This window comes from Pseudoalteromonas amylolytica, from assembly GCF_001854605.1.
In the GTDB taxonomy this organism is placed as follows: Bacteria; Pseudomonadota; Gammaproteobacteria; order Enterobacterales; family Alteromonadaceae; genus Pseudoalteromonas; species Pseudoalteromonas amylolytica.
In genome coordinates this window covers 8,906-26,252 of sequence record NZ_MKJU01000008.1, presented here as the reverse complement: position 1 = coordinate 26,252, position 17,347 = coordinate 8,906, and the positions used below count along the sequence as shown (strand labels likewise).

At 40.8% G+C, this 17,347-nt stretch carries 10 protein-coding genes; 1 reads left to right on the top strand and 9 read right to left on the bottom strand.

Going from position 1 to position 17,347, the window contains the following annotated elements; genetic code table 11:
• The first annotated feature begins 123 nt into the window (after positions 1-123).
• Positions 124-1,308 (top strand): right-handed parallel beta-helix repeat-containing protein, encoded by a 1,185-nt coding sequence (locus BET10_RS03820; protein ID WP_070983530.1) that lies wholly within the window; start codon positions 124-126, stop codon positions 1,306-1,308.
• A gap of 202 nt (positions 1,309-1,510) precedes the next feature.
• Here the strand turns inward: BET10_RS03820 and BET10_RS03815 are convergent, their stop codons facing one another.
• The 9 genes from BET10_RS03815 to BET10_RS03775 are packed head-to-tail and all read right to left on the bottom strand — an operon-like array spanning position 1,511 to position 17,307.
• On the bottom strand, positions 1,511-2,854 hold the full coding sequence (locus BET10_RS03815; RefSeq protein WP_139158531.1) for a hypothetical protein: 1,344 nt from the start codon (positions 2,852-2,854) through the stop codon (positions 1,511-1,513).
• A 56-nt stretch (positions 2,855-2,910) separates the two neighbouring features.
• Entirely contained in the window at positions 2,911-3,417 is a 507-nt protein-coding gene (locus BET10_RS03810) for a disulfide bond formation protein B (RefSeq protein ID WP_070983526.1), read from the bottom strand.
• Positions 3,418-3,432: 15 nt separating this feature from the next.
• Positions 3,433-4,068, bottom strand: a complete 636-nt coding sequence (locus BET10_RS03805; RefSeq protein WP_070983523.1) for a DsbA family protein — start codon at positions 4,066-4,068, stop codon at positions 3,433-3,435.
• A 36-nt stretch (positions 4,069-4,104) separates the two neighbouring features.
• Complete coding sequence (locus BET10_RS03800; protein ID WP_070983520.1) at positions 4,105-4,455, bottom strand: nuclear transport factor 2 family protein; 351 nt, start codon at positions 4,453-4,455, stop codon at positions 4,105-4,107.
• Positions 4,456-4,463: 8 nt separating this feature from the next.
• On the bottom strand, positions 4,464-5,384 hold the full coding sequence (locus tag BET10_RS03795; RefSeq protein ID WP_070983518.1) for a branched-chain amino acid transaminase: 921 nt from the start codon (positions 5,382-5,384) through the stop codon (positions 4,464-4,466).
• Positions 5,375-7,021, bottom strand: a complete 1,647-nt coding sequence (locus tag BET10_RS03790; RefSeq protein ID WP_070983516.1) for a cyclic peptide export ABC transporter — start codon at positions 7,019-7,021, stop codon at positions 5,375-5,377. The genes BET10_RS03795 and BET10_RS03790 overlap by 10 nt, the downstream gene beginning before the upstream one ends.
• A 4-nt stretch (positions 7,022-7,025) precedes the next feature.
• Entirely contained in the window at positions 7,026-9,326 is a 2,301-nt protein-coding gene (locus BET10_RS03785; RefSeq protein WP_070983514.1) for a M28 family peptidase, read from the bottom strand.
• Complete coding sequence (locus BET10_RS03780) at positions 9,326-10,144, bottom strand: hypothetical protein (protein ID WP_070983511.1); 819 nt, start codon at positions 10,142-10,144, stop codon at positions 9,326-9,328. Before BET10_RS03780 ends, BET10_RS03785 begins: the two co-directional genes overlap by 1 nt.
• 8 nt (positions 10,145-10,152) lie before the next feature.
• Complete coding sequence (locus BET10_RS03775) at positions 10,153-17,307, bottom strand: non-ribosomal peptide synthetase (protein WP_070983509.1); 7,155 nt, start codon at positions 17,305-17,307, stop codon at positions 10,153-10,155.
• Positions 17,308-17,347 lie beyond the last annotated feature (40 nt).

Here is a 17,347-nt window from a genome sequence, read left to right as displayed (position 1 = left end):
TTCTAAAACACAATACTATTTTCCTAATTTAAGCCTATTTTTACATCTATATACATTAGAGCTTGCAACAGTCCCTATTACCTGTTTAATTATTGTGGACAAAAAATAAATTAGGGATATTTTATGAAACACTCTTCTTTTGCACTATACAGCCTGTTAGGTGCGCCTGTAATACTGACAACATCTGCTTTTGCAGCACCCGCTGCCAGTACTGAATGCGACTTTATCGTACCTTCATCACAATACTTAATTGATGGAATTGCAATGAATGTTTCCCCTGGAGATACAATTTGTCTAGCAGAGGGGGCGCGTGGGCCGATTAAAGTTACTAACGTAATCGGTAGTGAGTCACAGCCTGTGCAAATCCGAAATCAAGACGGTGTTGTCACCACTAACCCATATGAATACAGCATCGCCATTGAGCGTTCTAAATGGGTCCGCCTAACCTCGGTATCTGACAATGAATCTATACCTTATGGCGTGCGCTTAGGCGGCACGCTCAGTGTAGGCAACCTTTCTGAGCAAATCGAAGTGGATCACATTGAAATCTATCGCGCACGATTTGCAGGCATGTTGATCAAAACCGACCCAAACTGCGACTCTGCAACATGGGCTGAAAACTTCACCATGCACGGTATAAGCATTCACGACAACTATGTGCACCACACAGAAGAAGGTGAAGGCATGTATGTGGGCTATACAGGAAAAAGTAGAACGTTAACCTGTAATGGTGAAACAACCACCGTTTACCCCCATAAACTAGAAAATGTTCGTATATATAACAACAAATTAGAATACACAGCCGCGGATGGTATTCAGCTAAACTCAGTGCTAGGTAACGCCAAAATCACGGGCAATAAAATCTATCGTACTGGCGTTAGCCCGTTTGCACCTGTGTGGCAGAATACCGGTATTCAGGTAGGGGGAGATGATGTAGAGATCAGTAACAACCTTATTTACCGAAGTGGCGGTAACGGTATGGTGTTAGATGGTGATAACCTGCGAGTGCTGAACAACAATGTTATCTATGCAGGTGAAAATGGTATTTTTGCGCGTAATGCCGCGCAGCAAAACAGCCAGATAAGTGGCGGTCTACCGCATGTTTATAAAAATAATCTATTGGTGCAACCCGTTACCTATGGCATCAAGCTATATGCGACCAATACATCAGCCCCTCACATTATCACTGACAATACCATTGAGAATAATGGCGAGTTAGACGCTGCAAGTCGCCCTATGACCTTTTCTTTCTTAAACGACCAAGTTATAAGAGAGTTACATAACAATCATCATTACATTGTTGAGTAAACCAGTCGATGTGCTGAGTAACACCGTGGCACTTCACAGCCACGGTGTTCAACTTTGGATAGCAACAAAATCAAGTGACCGTCAAAGCGTTCGCCCTACTCTTAACAACCTCAGGTTTAGGTGTAATCATAACGTTCGCATGACAACACACTAAAAGTTGCCTTATGAAGTTCATTGCTATCCGCTTTAAAATATGTGGCCACTAGCTACGACAATGGAACACTATCATCTCAGATGCACCGTTAGCGGAATTAATAACGCCATCAAATGCGCTATCCACTTCTCTATTTCTAATCCAACTGGATGCATAAGTATCCCCGCAAAAGAATGAACCAAAAACAGGAGTACACTGATTTAAACCGCCATGTTCACCGATAGCATAAATACTATTTGGCGTGACATTCACCTGAACTATGGTGTTATTTTTAGCTCTTGCCTGTGCCAAGTATTGTGACCACGTTGACTGAGATACGTAGCAACCTATGTATACCTCGTTACCTTGACAGCCCATAAGCGGTTTTAAAACAAAGTCTCCCTTATTCTCTTCTACCCTTTTAAATGCATCATCATCTAGTTCGCTAAGCAGCACAGTCTCAGGAACAACCTCTTCGATTAAAGCTCGCTCAGTATCATCAAACAAAGCATCGTTACGGTGTTTGTACAACAGTACCAAGCTCATGTTGTTTTCAATAATATGCGTTAAGAGGTTAGCGCCTGCTAAAACATTATGCTCCAGCCACACCTTTTTTAGTTCATCAGGATAACTCTCATAAATGTTGTAAGTTTCCATACCCTCAGGTAACCAAGCAACAAAGCCGACCAAGTGCCCCTGAAAATATAGGTGGTTGTCAGCATATTGAAATCCCTTTTCATCTTTAACTACAAAGACTCTTAATGAGTCCCCCATTTGCTGCGCAATTTGCTGGTAAAGGTTGATATATACTTGCGCAATTTGCTCATCAGCCTGTTTGTTTCTAATGACGATAGTAAACACACCATCATCACCCACAAGTTGCCTCTCTCTCATGGCAGCTAACGCATTTTCGATTAACACTTGGTATGTGTCTATGAAGCTAATTTCAGAGTTCTCTATTAAAAAGTCTCTCAGATATGGCTGGGCAAGTAAAATGTCCTTGTAATATACCATATCTGCGCCACCCACATTCGTGCCAAGGTTGATTTCCAACAATTTGAAAGCACTTCCATCATGATATAAATCAGAGCGGCCGATCACATTGCCGTTAAATGGCGCATTAATCGCTTTGCCATAATCTAATTCTGGTAACCCATAGTAATGATGTAAAGAATGACCTTGACTCCACTTTCCTACAAGGAGCTTTTGGATCAATTGAACTATTTTAATTGAAGCCAGCTCTATTTTTTTCTTATTTACATCATTGATAAAAAACGGCCAAGGATTAACTCTGTATTCATAGGTCGCCAATCTCCCTGGAGCTAGCTCAGTCAAGTTAGCACTTGATTGAGCCACTCCTTGAATATACTTACTTTGCAGTAACTCACCGTTGAGAACAGAAAGTTTACTCACATAGTTTCTTACAACACTTTCTACCACACAATTCCCCTGTAAATAACTAGATAGCTCTACTTTCCTTGATGTAGAAATGGATAGAATTTAATTAAACTGAAGATAAAATAAAGGAAAAATATAATGAATGTTTGTTCTGGAATAGTTAAACCTAAAAAGGTCCAGCTTACCTCAGAACATTCTGAAGAACCTGCAAACACTTTTGTTATAATCTGAGCAAAACTAAAGGTATCGATGAGATAGTCTAAGCTCGGCAAACAAGACGGTAGCTCCGATGCTGGTGTATTTTGTAGCCATACATGTCGCCCCGCAATCCCCATACCTGCTGCGCTGAAAAAAACACTAAACAGTCTAAAAGTAGCACTTACCTTAGTCTTATTACGGCTTAGGTATTCCGATAATATGGTTATAAATAGTAAAACAAAAACACCTCTTTGCACTAAGCATAAAGGGCAAGGCATCATTTTAAACCCGTACTGCATAATCAAAGCAATAATGAGAAATACTATGGTTAGAAGAGAGGCAACTAATGTTGCTCTCCCATAAATAAAGTCTGAATTCACTCTCGCATGCCCCTATTACTTCAAGCTTGCAACATGTAACAACAACTCTGTGAAGTACTCATCATATTGAGAGCCCTTTTTATAATCACTTACCTTGTATTTACCATTGATAATAAAAGTAGGTGTACCCTCTACTTGATATTTCGAGGCCAGTTTATTGTATTTTTTAATTAACTGCTTTTCTTCGATGTTTTTAAGTGCCTGTTGATACTGAGATTCAGATACACCTTGCTCTAGTAAATATGCTTTAACGCCTTCCATATTTTCTAGCTTGTTATAATGCTTTTCACCTTTAATCGGCATTTTGGCAATGTGGAAAGTATACTCATGTAACTCCTCCATTAAGTCCAATTCGCTTAACAGTAAAGCTGTTGTTGCAAATGAGTCTAATTGACTATATCCAAATGTTACTGGCACATGTTGTAAGGTCATTCCTTTTGGCATCTGCTTCTTAAATGCTTTTACACTATGCATCGCTCTATAACAATAATGACAATGGTAGCTGAATATTTCTATCACCTTACCATTTAAACTTTCATCAACAGTTTCCAGCTGCTCATAATCAACCCCTTCTTTAAATTCAGCAGCAACCACTGGGCCAAAAAGTAGACCAAAAAGAAAAGTAAAAATAACGCTAACTTTTTTATTCATGTTTTATCTCCATATGTAATTTTTTTATTGATACGACTAAATATAAGGTTTAAAAAAGTAAGTCTCTCGATGACTAATTTTTCCGTCTTTGAGTTGGTAAACGTCTGAGAATCGAGTTTCTAAACTTTGCCCTTTGGAATTTTCTCCCTCAAATGCACCAATACACACCAACTTTTCTCCCTCACAAACTAGGTCATTAATGGTGTGAAGCCCCCGTCTTACGACTCTGACATTTTTATAAAAGTTTTCTAAGTCTTCCAGCCCTTCAATATTTGAGTACCCGGGGCGCTGATAAACAACATCCGGATGAAAAACTTCAACTAGTCGATCAAACTCTCCTGAGTCGATAATCAAAAACATATTTTCTATTATTATTTTATTTTCCATAACTCGTCCTAAAGAATATTTAGTTTATAATTCCATCTTGTATAGTTTGGTAACTTTGCTCTTACCATAAGCTGATAGTCATTAATAAATGACTGTGTTAATTCACCTACACAGCCTTTACCAACAGTTCGATTATCAATTTCGCACACAGGCAAAATTTCAGCTGCTGTGCCCGTGATAAATACCTCATCAGCAATATATAACTCATCTCGCGTTATCCGCTTACTAACAACTTCAATTCCCGCATCTTTAGCAAGCTGCATAACGGTTTGTCGCGTTAATCCATTTAGGCAGTTCGCTAGTTCTGGCGTATAAAGCACGCCATTGCTGACCATGAAGACGTTTGCACCTGTCGCTTCGGAAACATAACCATCAGAGTCTAAGAGAAAAACATCATCAACCCCCGCATTCTTTGCTTCTCGTAATGCGAGCTGAGAGTTCATATAATTGCCATTCGCTTTTGCTTTTGTCATCGCTATGTTGACATGGTGTCGCGTGAAAGATGACACGTTCATCTTTATTCCCTGCGCACCATTGCTTGCGTAGTTATATGCAGACCAAGCTATCACCATTAAATGAACCGTATGCTCTCGAGTATCGAGGCTTAGACTCTCACTGCCTAAATAAACCATTGGCTTGATGTAGGCTTCTTTAAGGTTGTTTGCGACAATTGTGTCTTCAATTGCTCGTTTTACTTCATCATGAGTATACGGAATCGTTATATTCATGATCAGAGCACTATCAAACAAACGCTTAACATGCTCGTCTAGCCTGAAAATGTAACTATTCTCGCCATCCGAGTATGACCGAATACCTTCAAAGACGCCCAAGCCATAATGCAATGTGTTGGTCGCACAATGAACAACCGCATCCTCATTCGATTTCAACTCTCCATCTAACCAGATTTTTTCTATATTTCTTATAGACACACATCCTCCTTCAACATGTTTTTAGTACTTAAATAGTCCTTGACGCACAGCTCTTTACAACTCCCAGCATCAAATTTGATGACGCGATCCGCAACATCAAAATAATGATCGTCATGGCTAATCACGATTAGGGTTTTCCCCTTGCTTTTCAATTCAGGAATCAGGTCTCTATAAAACGCTTTCCTAAACTGAGGGTCTTGATCCGCTGCCCATTCATCTAGAATAATGATGTCACGGTCCTCTAAGATGGTATTCACCATGGCAAACCTTTTCTTTTGCCCTTGAGAAAGCGCATTAACCGCAAACCCCTCCTTATCTTCTTTAACACGGTCTGTTAGGCCAAAAACCTCAAATAATTCATTTACTTTATTCCGTTCAGCTCGTTCGCCATTATGGTCAAGAATTTCGCGGAATAAATACATATCAGAGTGAATTGCACTAAATAACTGGACATAGCGCTCGGTGTTATTCTTGCCTATTACTTCACTATCCAGTTTTATCGAACCCTGCTCACTCGCAATAAGACCCATCAATAGCTTTATGAAAGTGGACTTGCCACTGCCATTTCCGCCGATGATGAAAAGTACTTCATTACGCTTGATTGATAGGTTAATTGGGCCAAACGAGAATCCTTGGTCAGATTTTTCGCCATATTGGTAGGTTAAGTTCTCGATATGTAGATGAGTCCATTGTGTAAACGACTTTACTTCCTTAGCTTTATAAGCTTCTTCAGCATTTGTTTCTTCAAATACAGCTTCAATTCTTTTCGCTGCAATAACGCCATTTGAATATACTTCGATATAACCTACTAACTCTCTGAAGACACCGCTAAAATACATCACCGCGACTAAAAACTGTAATGCCACTGCGTTGCTGACAATTCCCTCACTTTTGACAACAAAGCCAAATAGCAAGAACATTGAAACTACCGCAATTGAGTTGTGCACGCCCCATACAAACTGATTACTTCTTTGTAAACGCTCCAAGTCGCTAAGCTGGGGCATAATACGTTGTTCAATTAAAAACTCATTACGCTTGGCATTTATCTGAAGCTCTTTTTTACCAAAGATAAGTCCTTTATATTTTTCTATTAGCCCATCCTTTTTACTTCTCAGACTATCTCCAATATTGGTCGCAACTTGAAAATAGCCTCTAGATAAAAAGACATTGAGTACCATCACTGCAACCAAAAACATAAATAAATACGGTGACAAACTCGCTAAATAAAGCAGTGCCAGCAGCATCGTGATCATGTTGTAGAAAAGCATGGGTAGGTTCGCAAATGTTTGAGAAACATTGTCTACGTCATTCAATAGCACATTGTAAAGCCGTGTTTCTCCAAGTTGCTGTATTCTTTGAAATCGATTACTGCCAATTTTATCAACCAAAGACTTGCGTAATGCGTACACTATCCCTGACGAAAATTTTGATAAGATATAGCGTGAACCTATCATTATCGTCAGTAGCAATATCAACATCATGAAAAAAGCAGGGTGCAACTGTGTTTGGCCTTGCTCTTGGCTGATGTTATTAGATACTTCAAATAGTAGATAAAGAGACAAAACAGCAGAGATGGTGCTTGTGACAAACGCCAAAGCACCAATGATTACCACTCGCCTATTTAGTAACCAAGTCATTAAATTACTCCTGTGAGCCGCTTGTACCAAGCGTAATAGACTTAACTGACATAGTCAGATCGCCTTGATTCCTCGGCACAGAGCGCTTTCCTCTCGCTTCAATCAGGTGTTGCTTTGACTTCGGCAGACCCATATAACTTGCCACAACCAAGACTTCACCCTTAGGCTCCTCAGAAAAATGCGCTACTAAATTCAGATTTGCACACGTATAGCCTAAACACGAATACGACAGCATATCTCTATGCTTCGTGGTTTGCGGATCGTACACATGTTGGTGTTCACGACTCACAATTTCTGTCAACTTAGAATCAGCCGCAAAGTACACTTTTACATTCAGAAGATTATGACCTTGCTGAGCATCAATACCTAAGTGCAACTGGTTATCTATCAGTTGTGATTCAAGCTGAATATGTGGGGTTATTTGTTGCGATTCAGACTGCTCTACACGATAACGTTGTTGTTCCCATGCAAAAGGGGTGTCAACTTTCAAGTTTGGTAAAGCTTGACGTAATTCAGGTGCTAACTTTTTACGTGGCACACCCGCAATCACGCTTGCTGTAGAGTCATCTTCCATATACTGCAAGTTTAGCCCCTGAGGTTTATTTTCAGTAAATGGTTTTTGTATAAACGTCGCAGCTAAGAAGATCACACTGAATACGAGGAACAGCCTTCTTAATTTTTTTACCGGCACCTCTTTGACTGGCACAGCACTCAGTAAGCTCGCAAAAATACATCCCCAAATAAGGCCTTGAAATGCAGATAGGTTATAGCTAAATAAAATATCAGCTATTTGAATAACTGGGTAAAAAACAAACAAGACTACACAGATAGCTAATCGGTAACTCCACACCAAAGGTTCTGCATTATCTCGGTGTACAAACAGCATTATGGTTGTTATTGGCAAGATAACGAGTAACGGAATGATAAATAGATAACTCACTCCTACAGCTAGGACGGCTGCTATCGCTGCAAACATAAGGAAAAATGTTAACAAACCTAAATGTAAGTCCATACTCGTCAGCTTTTTCGCAAACAGACGACCAAAGAGCAGCAGAACAAAGCCACAGATAAACCAAATGCTAAGCGAAATGGCAATAATGGAAGAACGCCAAGGCCCTGTGCCAGTCAATGTTTGGACCACTAACTGCCATACCTGAGCGAAAATAGCACACAGTAATACTAACGCTAAAACGGTTAACCAACCGGCTAACACGCCTTTTATTGTAGCTTGCTTATGCTTACGAGCAGCATAAACTGAAGCCACTAATAACACTGACGATATACCCAGAAGCAGCATCGTAGTGCCATTTGCCCAATAAATGAGTAGCCAGCCGAACAGGTCCGTAAAAACAATGTTTTCTTTTTTGAAAGCTAAATCTTCACGCTCTAGGATTGCATCTAAAAACAGCCAGACATTGTCACCGTGGTGCTGTAAAGTCTGAAGGTTTAAGTTGTCAAAATTATCAAGCGGTGTGTGATAATGTGGTTCCATTTCTGCATTGGCAAAATTAAGCCCTGGCAATTCCAATTTATGGTATTCGTTAAAGTCCGTAAAATTTGGCATGAAACGATATACTTCACCAAACAGGGAGTTAGTCCAAATTGGTGTCATTTGCGCTGCATAGGTTTTAACTAGCTCGCCGCTATTCGTGCCCGTTTCAAACAACACACTGTAACCTGCACTGCCACGCGCTTCTATATTCAAAGCCAGTTTTACTTGCTTAGCTAACGGGTGGTGCTGTGTAAAAGCTCGCGCACCAAATAATCCGTCTTCTTCGCCTTCGTTAAATAGTAGGACCATGCCAATATTACTTTGGGGCCGATCTTTCATAAGACGTGCAACTTCAAGCAAAGTGCCCACAGCAACCCCTGCGTCAGCTGCCCCAGGACCAGCCGCTACCGAGTCGTAGTGCGCTGACAACAGCACATTTTCTTGCGGCTTTTTACCAAGTATATGCACCACAATATTACGCACTGTCATACACTCTACAGCAACGTTGCTGTATTCATTACAGTAAAATTGCTCTTGAATATCTGGCTGATACCCTAGGCTAACTAGTTTATCAACGATTGCATTTCCAATCCGCTCATTTTGGGCACTCCCACCTGGATGAGGTTTACTGTCAGGATTTAATGCCTTTAAGTCCACCAATGCCCTATTAGCAGAGAATGAGGTACTGTCACTAGGCTGAACTTCAGGCAAAGCTAAATCTCTCAGTGTCACTTGAAACGTCACCAAGATAACTATCAAGATGAAGCCAATAGTCAGTTCTACCTGACTATGGGGTTTTTGTAGCGCCACCATTATTTGTTACCAACACGGCTTTCAACTAACGCCTGAAAGACATCCTCGATACTGCGCTTCATTGGGTGATTCGCAAGAATAGCGGGGTCAATATCTTCAGGTGAAGCGGCTTTATAAAACTTGTCCATGACATGTTGTTGATAATTTAATCCAATTTTCTCGCACAATGCCTCGATTTGTGTCAGATACGTGTCATCCTGGTTGTAAATAACGACTTGTGCCTCTTCCTCTTGTGCCCACTTCAATACTGTGCGGTTATATCTCAACCAAAGCTCAAGCGCCGAGTCATAGCTGTTCATCCATCCTCTTGTCACTAATGCATGAGCTGCCGACAATGGTGGTCTAACTGAAAAAATACCTTTGGCTTTAATACCTGCCAGCTCAACGCCTTTTGCCCAAATGGAGTATAGAAACGTGATTCGTGGGTCTTTAATCCCAAATGGGAACTCTTTCAATGAAGTCATAGCAAAAGATGAAATAATAGAAAGAACCCTTTCGTCCATCCACAAGCTGTCAACATGAGGAGGATTTAGCATACTGCCAGAGCCAGGGTTTCTCGCTGTTGAGTAATGCTCCCAGCCCGAAATAGCACCTCGTAACATTTGCTCATTTAACGTCATTAGTCCACCAGATTCATACATGTAGTACTTGTCTTCGGTGATAAATTCTTCCCCTGATGACGGCGCAAAAAGCTGTAGATTTGCGTTAACATTACCTAGGTTCATTTCCAAACCCAGTTCATAAAGCGCACCGGCAAGACAAGATGTGCCAGATTTAGGCATGCCGCCCATTAGATAAAGTGTATTATTATTAGCCATTATTAAATCTAAACATCCTTAGTTGATTTACAAATTCGATTAAGATAATTACTGATTTCAGTGACCGCAGGTTGCGTCATAATTGAATAGTGGTTTGCTGATAGTGTGATTTCTTCTAATCCACCATCCGTGTATTGAGATAGCGTATCATCAAGTTTTATATCGCTTTCTCCTGCGACAAAGCGCGTGACTGCACAGGATAACTTGCCATGTGGCGTGTAATTTTCTTGTGCTATTGCATTTAATACTGCGACCTCAGAAAGTGTGTTTGAGCGACTTATCAAAGACAAATTTAGTGAATCTTTGGCGATTTGCGCGATCTCTTTATAGATCCCTTGCCATTGTTCTGAACTAAATGTCTCCTGCTCTTGAAGTGGAGGTAGCTTATTTGCAATAACTCTATGACTTGCAAAATAACTATCAAGCATGATCAAATGCGTGACCTTTTTCCCCATCGCCTCAAGATTTGAAGCCATTTCAAAAGCAATTGTTCCGCCCAAAGACCAGCCAATCAAGATCAACTCCCCATCATAGTTTTGTAAACCTTGGCAGTACGTATTCGCTAGTGTCTCAATCGTCTTGTAGGTAACTGTATCTGAATCCGCCAACTCTGGACGCTCAAAGGCTAATATATTGGCCTGTGCATCAATACCCTCTAATAGTCGCATATAACCCCCCGCAGTGCCTTCAACGGGGTGAATGGCCACCAAAGTAGGAGCGCTTTGTGTTACTGTTCGCACTTTTTTGACAAAAGCTTGCCCTTTACTTTGCTTAGCCTTATCTATGGTTCTCGCCAATCTTTCAATGGTTGTTGCGTTATAAAGTTCAATGATAGATAGGCTTATACCAAAGCTTTCTCTTATCTGTTCAATTAACACAACCGCTTTTAATGAATCACCGCCCAACATGAAAAATTCACTGTCAGCGTTAAAAGATGCTATATCTTGTGCAAATAAAAACGCCCAAATGTTTGCTATCTCTTGCTCTGTCTGTGTCGTTAATGCCCGTTCAGCATTATTCTGTTGAAGCAGCGTTAATAGTTGAGATTCATCCACTTTACCGTTTGGTGTCAGTGGCAAAGCGTCAATTCGCTGATACACTGATGGCAGCATATAGCTAGGTAGAGTGGTGATTAAATCATCATGGATTATCTGAGCTAGGCTGTTTTCATCTTTGGAATTGTCATTTGCAATGTAAAACGCGATGACCTGAACTGAGTTAATTACAACATGACTTTTTAGCACATGTGGATGCGCATTAACTTTTTCATTCACTTCAATAGGTGAAACTCTATAACCCCTTATCTTAACCTGTTTGTCTTTTCGTCCAAGATACTGCAGCTGTCCCTCATCGTTGAGCTTTACTAAGTCACCAGAGCGATAAAGCCTGCCTCCAAATACATTAAAGCGATTTTCTACAAACGTATCAGTGTCGCTATCAGGGTCCAAGTTCAAATAGTTGCCACACACCCCTTGACCACCAATTAACAGCTCCCCTACACCGCCATGAGGTACTACATCGCCTTTCTCATCCACAACAACACAAATGCTGTTGGCCAATGGACGCCCTATCGGCAACTCATTTTTATGTTCTGGAGTAACACGATAACTTGTTGTTACACATGTCGTTTCGGTGGGCCCATAGGTGTTAATTAGATCAGTTCTGTTGGCTGTAACTTTATGCCAACTTGCTGCAACCTTTTCGTTCATCGCTTCGCCACCAACAATACACGTTGTTACGCTGGCAGGCATAGTGAGTCTTGCATCTTGCTCGAGCTCCAATACCATGGATGCCCAAAACCCTGTTGGTAAAGTCAGCACTGAAACTTGATGCTTTTCGAACACTTGAAGCAACTGCGCACATGACAATGATTTACTGTTGTCGATAACCAAAGTACCGCCAGCAAAGATAGACAGGCATAGTTCCTCTAGGAATATATCAAAGCTCAAGTTCGAGTATTGCATAACCCTATCTGAGTTACTTATCGCATAATCTTGTTGTGCAGACACTGCATAAGATAAAAGGTTAGCATGATCTAAACACACACCTTTTGGTTTGCCCGTGGTCCCCGAAGTGAAGATCAAACACGCCACAGAATTTGGCTCAATTTGAGTTGTACATTGAAGCTCATGCAAATTGGAGTCCGTAGGCTTTGAGATATCACCAATTGAGAACGTCTCTACCAATGCCTGTGAATTGCTTGAAAATTGTTCCAATGAGTCATGCAAAAGTAGTTTCACATTGGCATCAAGAATTATTTGCGATAAGCGATCAATTGGATGGCGAGGATCTAGGTTTACAAACTTTGCGCCTACTTTAAGTACACTAAGCACTGCAACCAAACTGTCCATTGAGCCCTTTGAATAGATAGCTATCGTATCTCCCGCTTTAACCCCTTTGGCCAACAAAGTGTTAGCAAATAGATTGCTGAGCGATTCATACTCTTGGTACGATAATGATCTATCCCCTTCAATAACGGCAAGGTTGTCTGGAGCATTTTGTAAATGCGCGTTGAATAACGTTAAAACTGACTTTTTCTCTGAAACAATATCCGCAACGCTTTGATAGTCTTCATTGATTAGAATCGAGCTGTTGCCAATGCCTTTATGGCGAGGTAGGCGGCACACCTCTTCTGGCTGAATTGCAGGGGTTGCTTCAACCATTTCTTTGAGTACTAAATTAATAAGAGACTCAAGCTCAAGGGCTTTCTCATCATCAACATGCGTGCTGAGATAACCAATACAACCCTTAATATCGCCATTTGCCATAAAAAAGTCGACACTGAGTGGGATTCCTGTGTCACCCGCAATTGAGCGTGTAATTCGACTGTTTTCGCTTTCTACCTGCTTCAATACATGAAAATCAGTGTAGTTAAACAAAATATTGCTAGCGTGAGAAAGCCCTGTTTGTTTTTGTATTTCAGCTAAAGGGTAAAACCTATGTGAATAAATTTGGCGCTCTAACTGCCATACCGATGTAATTAAATCATCCCAACCTTGCTCTTTAATCGTCAACCTAAATGGGAGAACGGTCAAAAACAAACCAAGCACTTTATCACCATCTACGCCGTCGTTACGTCCATTAGAAACGTAGCAAGATAGAGCATCATGAGTTTTAAACAAGCCAGATAAAGCAACCATATGCGCAGTTAGCAATAAAGACTTTAAAGGCACATTCAAGCGCTTTGCTGTTGTAACGAGCTGGTTACTCAATGACGATGATAAATCTAGATAAATATCTTTCGCTTCACCCTTCGCTACCTGTGAGTTTAACTCGTTGCTGAAGTCACAATCATTAAGATAGCTGGCCCAGAAATTGCGGTGTTCTGTATTATTTAACGCAGCCTGCTCTTTCTCAATGAAGCTACTGTACTGGATAGACAATTTCTCTTCATTAAGCACTCCCATGTCCATGTACTGCTGATATTGCTGCAAAATTTCAGTGACTAGTGCAGCTTCACTCCAGCCATCTAAAAGAGCATGGTGAAAACTCAGGTGTACCATGGTCTTGTCTTGCGGCAATTGGTGAATGACTACACGCCAAGGTGGTGTAACGGCCCAGTCAAAGCCTTCTCTTTTCTCTGAATCTGACCAATTATCTAGCGACCAAGCAACTTCTTGCTCACTAAGGTCCTGTAGATCTATAACAGATAATGGAGTATCAAAGTGCGTTAATACTCGCTGACGAGGATTTGCAAGATCTGAGAAATCAAATACCGTACGTAGTATTTCGTGTTTTGTGATAATGGCGTTAAGCGTAACCTTGAGCGCTTCAACGTTAACGTAAAAATCGAGTTCGTAGCTACTTATATCATGGTAACAAGCCGTACTTTGATCCATGTTACTGTGGAACAACATACCTAACTGCAAACTCGATAAAGGATAACTTTGTCTACTGCTCGCTGTGCTGCCACTTTTCTCAAAATCAGCCACCTCTATCTCAGCAGCTATCTCCACTAAACTATCAGCTTCAAATATCTTTTCTATATCAATATCATAGCCAACCTTCTGTAGCTCAGATTTGAGTTGAATCGCAGATAATGAGTCGCCCCCCAAATTAAAGAAGTTATCAGCTAAATTAACCTGTGGCAGATAAAGTATCTGTGACGCAATTTTTATCAGTAGCGCCTCAGATTCATTGCTCGCTTCTACAAAGCTAGATTTAGTATCATCTTCTTCCTTGGCTTTAACCATTTTGAGCTTTCTGACATCGAGCTTACCATTGCGAGTGAATTCAAATGATTCAACCTTTTCAAATACACTTGGCTGCATATTTGTCGGAAGTTTGGACTTTAGATGCTTTCGAAGTGCAGATTCTGTGACTTGAACGCTATCTGCCGCGACCCAAAATAGCGTCAGTAGCTTTTTGTCAGGCATCGTTTGTATGATTGCTTTACATTGTGCGACGCCTTCTAGCTCTAGGGCTGCGCTTTCTATAGCGGTTAATTCAATACGATGACCATTAAGTTTTACTTGCTCATCAGTACGGCCCACAAACTCTAGTTCACCAAACTGATTCCATGCTACCAAATCGCCTGTAAAATAAACGCGATCTTCTGATAACTGTCCATGAGACCAAGGTTTAAACTTATGCTTTATTACATCATCCACACCGATATAACCAACACCTACGCCATCACCAGCGATGACAAGCTCACCTATCGCACCTGGTGGTAATAGCTCTTCATTACGACCCAAAATGTACAAACGAGTGTTATCGACAGGTTTACCAATGGGGATGCTGATCCTTGATAAATCTCGTTGCTGAATAAGCTGCATGGACGAAAATACCGTACATTCTGTCGGACCATAGCCGTTGTAAATAGCTAATTCTGAAAGCTGTTCCATCGCCTTTTTGATGTGTTTGGGAGAGACGACCTCCCCTCCAATCATCAACTGTTTAAGACCTCTTAGAGCATCAATTCGATAATCTACAAAGGTATTAAACATGACAGAAGTTAACCATGCTAAAGTAATGCGCTGGTTAACTAAACAATCTTCAATTTGCTCAAGGTCAATTCGATTGTCATTCACGACTACAAGTGCGGCGCCATTTAGAAACGCAGCCCACGTTTCTAACGTACAGCCATCAAACGTAATGGGGGCTGCATGCATCACTCTATCTTCAGCATTAATAGGAAGGTAATTAGGATCACTCAAGGTTCTTAAGATATTTCCATGGGTGATCTGTACTCCTTTTGGCTTACCCGTAGAACCCGATGTAAACATGACATAGGCAAGATCAGAGTTATTGGCTATATAGCCACCCTCAACACAGTTATCGCTACACTGCGCAATATCTTCTTCTTCCTCATCCACAGCAATGACTTCTACAAAGTTAAGTAAGAAAGAAGGCAGATTATCTAGTACATCCTCTTCACTAATAAGCGCTTGCAAAGCGGCCACTTTAATCGTTTGATCAAAGTATTCGCTGCTGCCCGCTGGGTCTAATGGAACGTAGACTGCGCCGATTTGAAGGATAGCTAATGTCGATATCGCGACTTCCATTTTAGACGTAAGTGAGATCCCTACTTTGGTTTTTGGCTCAACACCAACTTCAAGCAAGTAATGAGATAGGCGATTTGCGCGTGTGAGAACCTGTTGATAAGTAAGCTTGTTCTCTTTATAAACTAGACATTCCCTATCTGGGTGGAGTTGTGCTTGGCGATAAAAGCAATCGAAAAGGTTGTCACCATGTTTATTTATATCTCTGGTGGTACCTTGATAAACACTGTTTAAAAACTGTTGTTGGCGATCGACCAATTCATAGTCATGCACCCTAGCTTGAGGATGAGCACATAAATTAAGCAGCGCATCGTTAAAAGCCGCGGCCAATTGTTCGATGATAAATGGGTCAAATTTGGTTTCATCAAAGAAAAATGAGCTGTCTAATCCCCGCTCAGAGACTTCAGCTGATAAAGTCAGGTCATACAAGTTTGCAGTTTCATTAAGCATAAGCCTTTGCGAAGTCATGCCTGCAAAGCCACTTTCACCGTCGCCGATTTCTTTTAGCTGCTCCGTCATAAAAAAGTTTGCCTGAAACAGCTCTGCACTTTCTCTTGCACCACTGTTTGAAACAGCTTTCTTCACATGATGGTACGAGACATCCTGATACTTCATTGCATCCAACATGTTGCTTTTCACAGACTCAAGCAGTTGAATGTTATTTGTCGTGTCATCCCATTGGTTTCTAATCACCAATAAGTTCGTAAAGAAACCAACCAGATCATGAAGCTGCTTGTTATCTCTATTCGCCACAGATACGCCAACAGCAATGTCATTTTGACCGCTAAATCGACCCAATACTAGCTGATAGCATGCTAGCAAATACATATTCAAAGTCAGGCGACTATGGTTGCAAAAATCTTTTATCTGCTTGAGTTGCTCTGGGTTCAAATTTACCTTACACAATTTACCCTGCTTTGGTTGCTTTGAATCTTTTTGTGTTTGAAATAGATTCAGTTTAGGTAAATCATGCAGCACATCTCGCCAATAAGCGATTGCTTCATCATAATAGGCTTGGCGCTGCTGACTACGCTCCCAAATCGAATAATCCAAATAGGACACCTTTGGCTGTTTTGCTGGCAGCTCATGACCATCCGCTAAACAGCGATAGATTTTTTGAAATTCATCAGCAAGCAAAAACGCAGCCCAACCATCACATAGAATATGGTGAACAACAATTGTCATAATATAATCATTGTCACCTAGGCGGGCCAAACTAAAGCGCACTAAGCAATCATCCGTCATATTAAAAGCAGGTAAAATCTGTTCCTGCTCAATTTTCGCTATGGCTTTATCAAGATCACTTGAAAATTCAGGGTTTGACAGATCATAAAATGACACAGGCAAGACGACCTCATCATTGATAATCTGAATATTTTCCCCATCCACCTGGGCAAAGTTGGTGCGAAGTTCCTGATTTCTCGCAACCAGCTTTTCTGCGGCTTGTTTAAACAGATCAAAGTCTACCTCCCCCGTTATGCGATAGGACAGGTTAAGGTTGTAGGCATTGGCCGTAGGTTCCAAAAGGTAATGTAGCCAAAGCCTCTCTTGAGCATGAGATTGGGGACCTTGGGTTTTGTTTAATATCTTAATCTCGTTGCTATTTTCCTGCTTGAACTTTACAGACTTAAAAGCACTCTTAAGTAAATCGCTATCCATTTCTAACCTTGATTCTTATTTGTTTTAGTTATTATTTAAA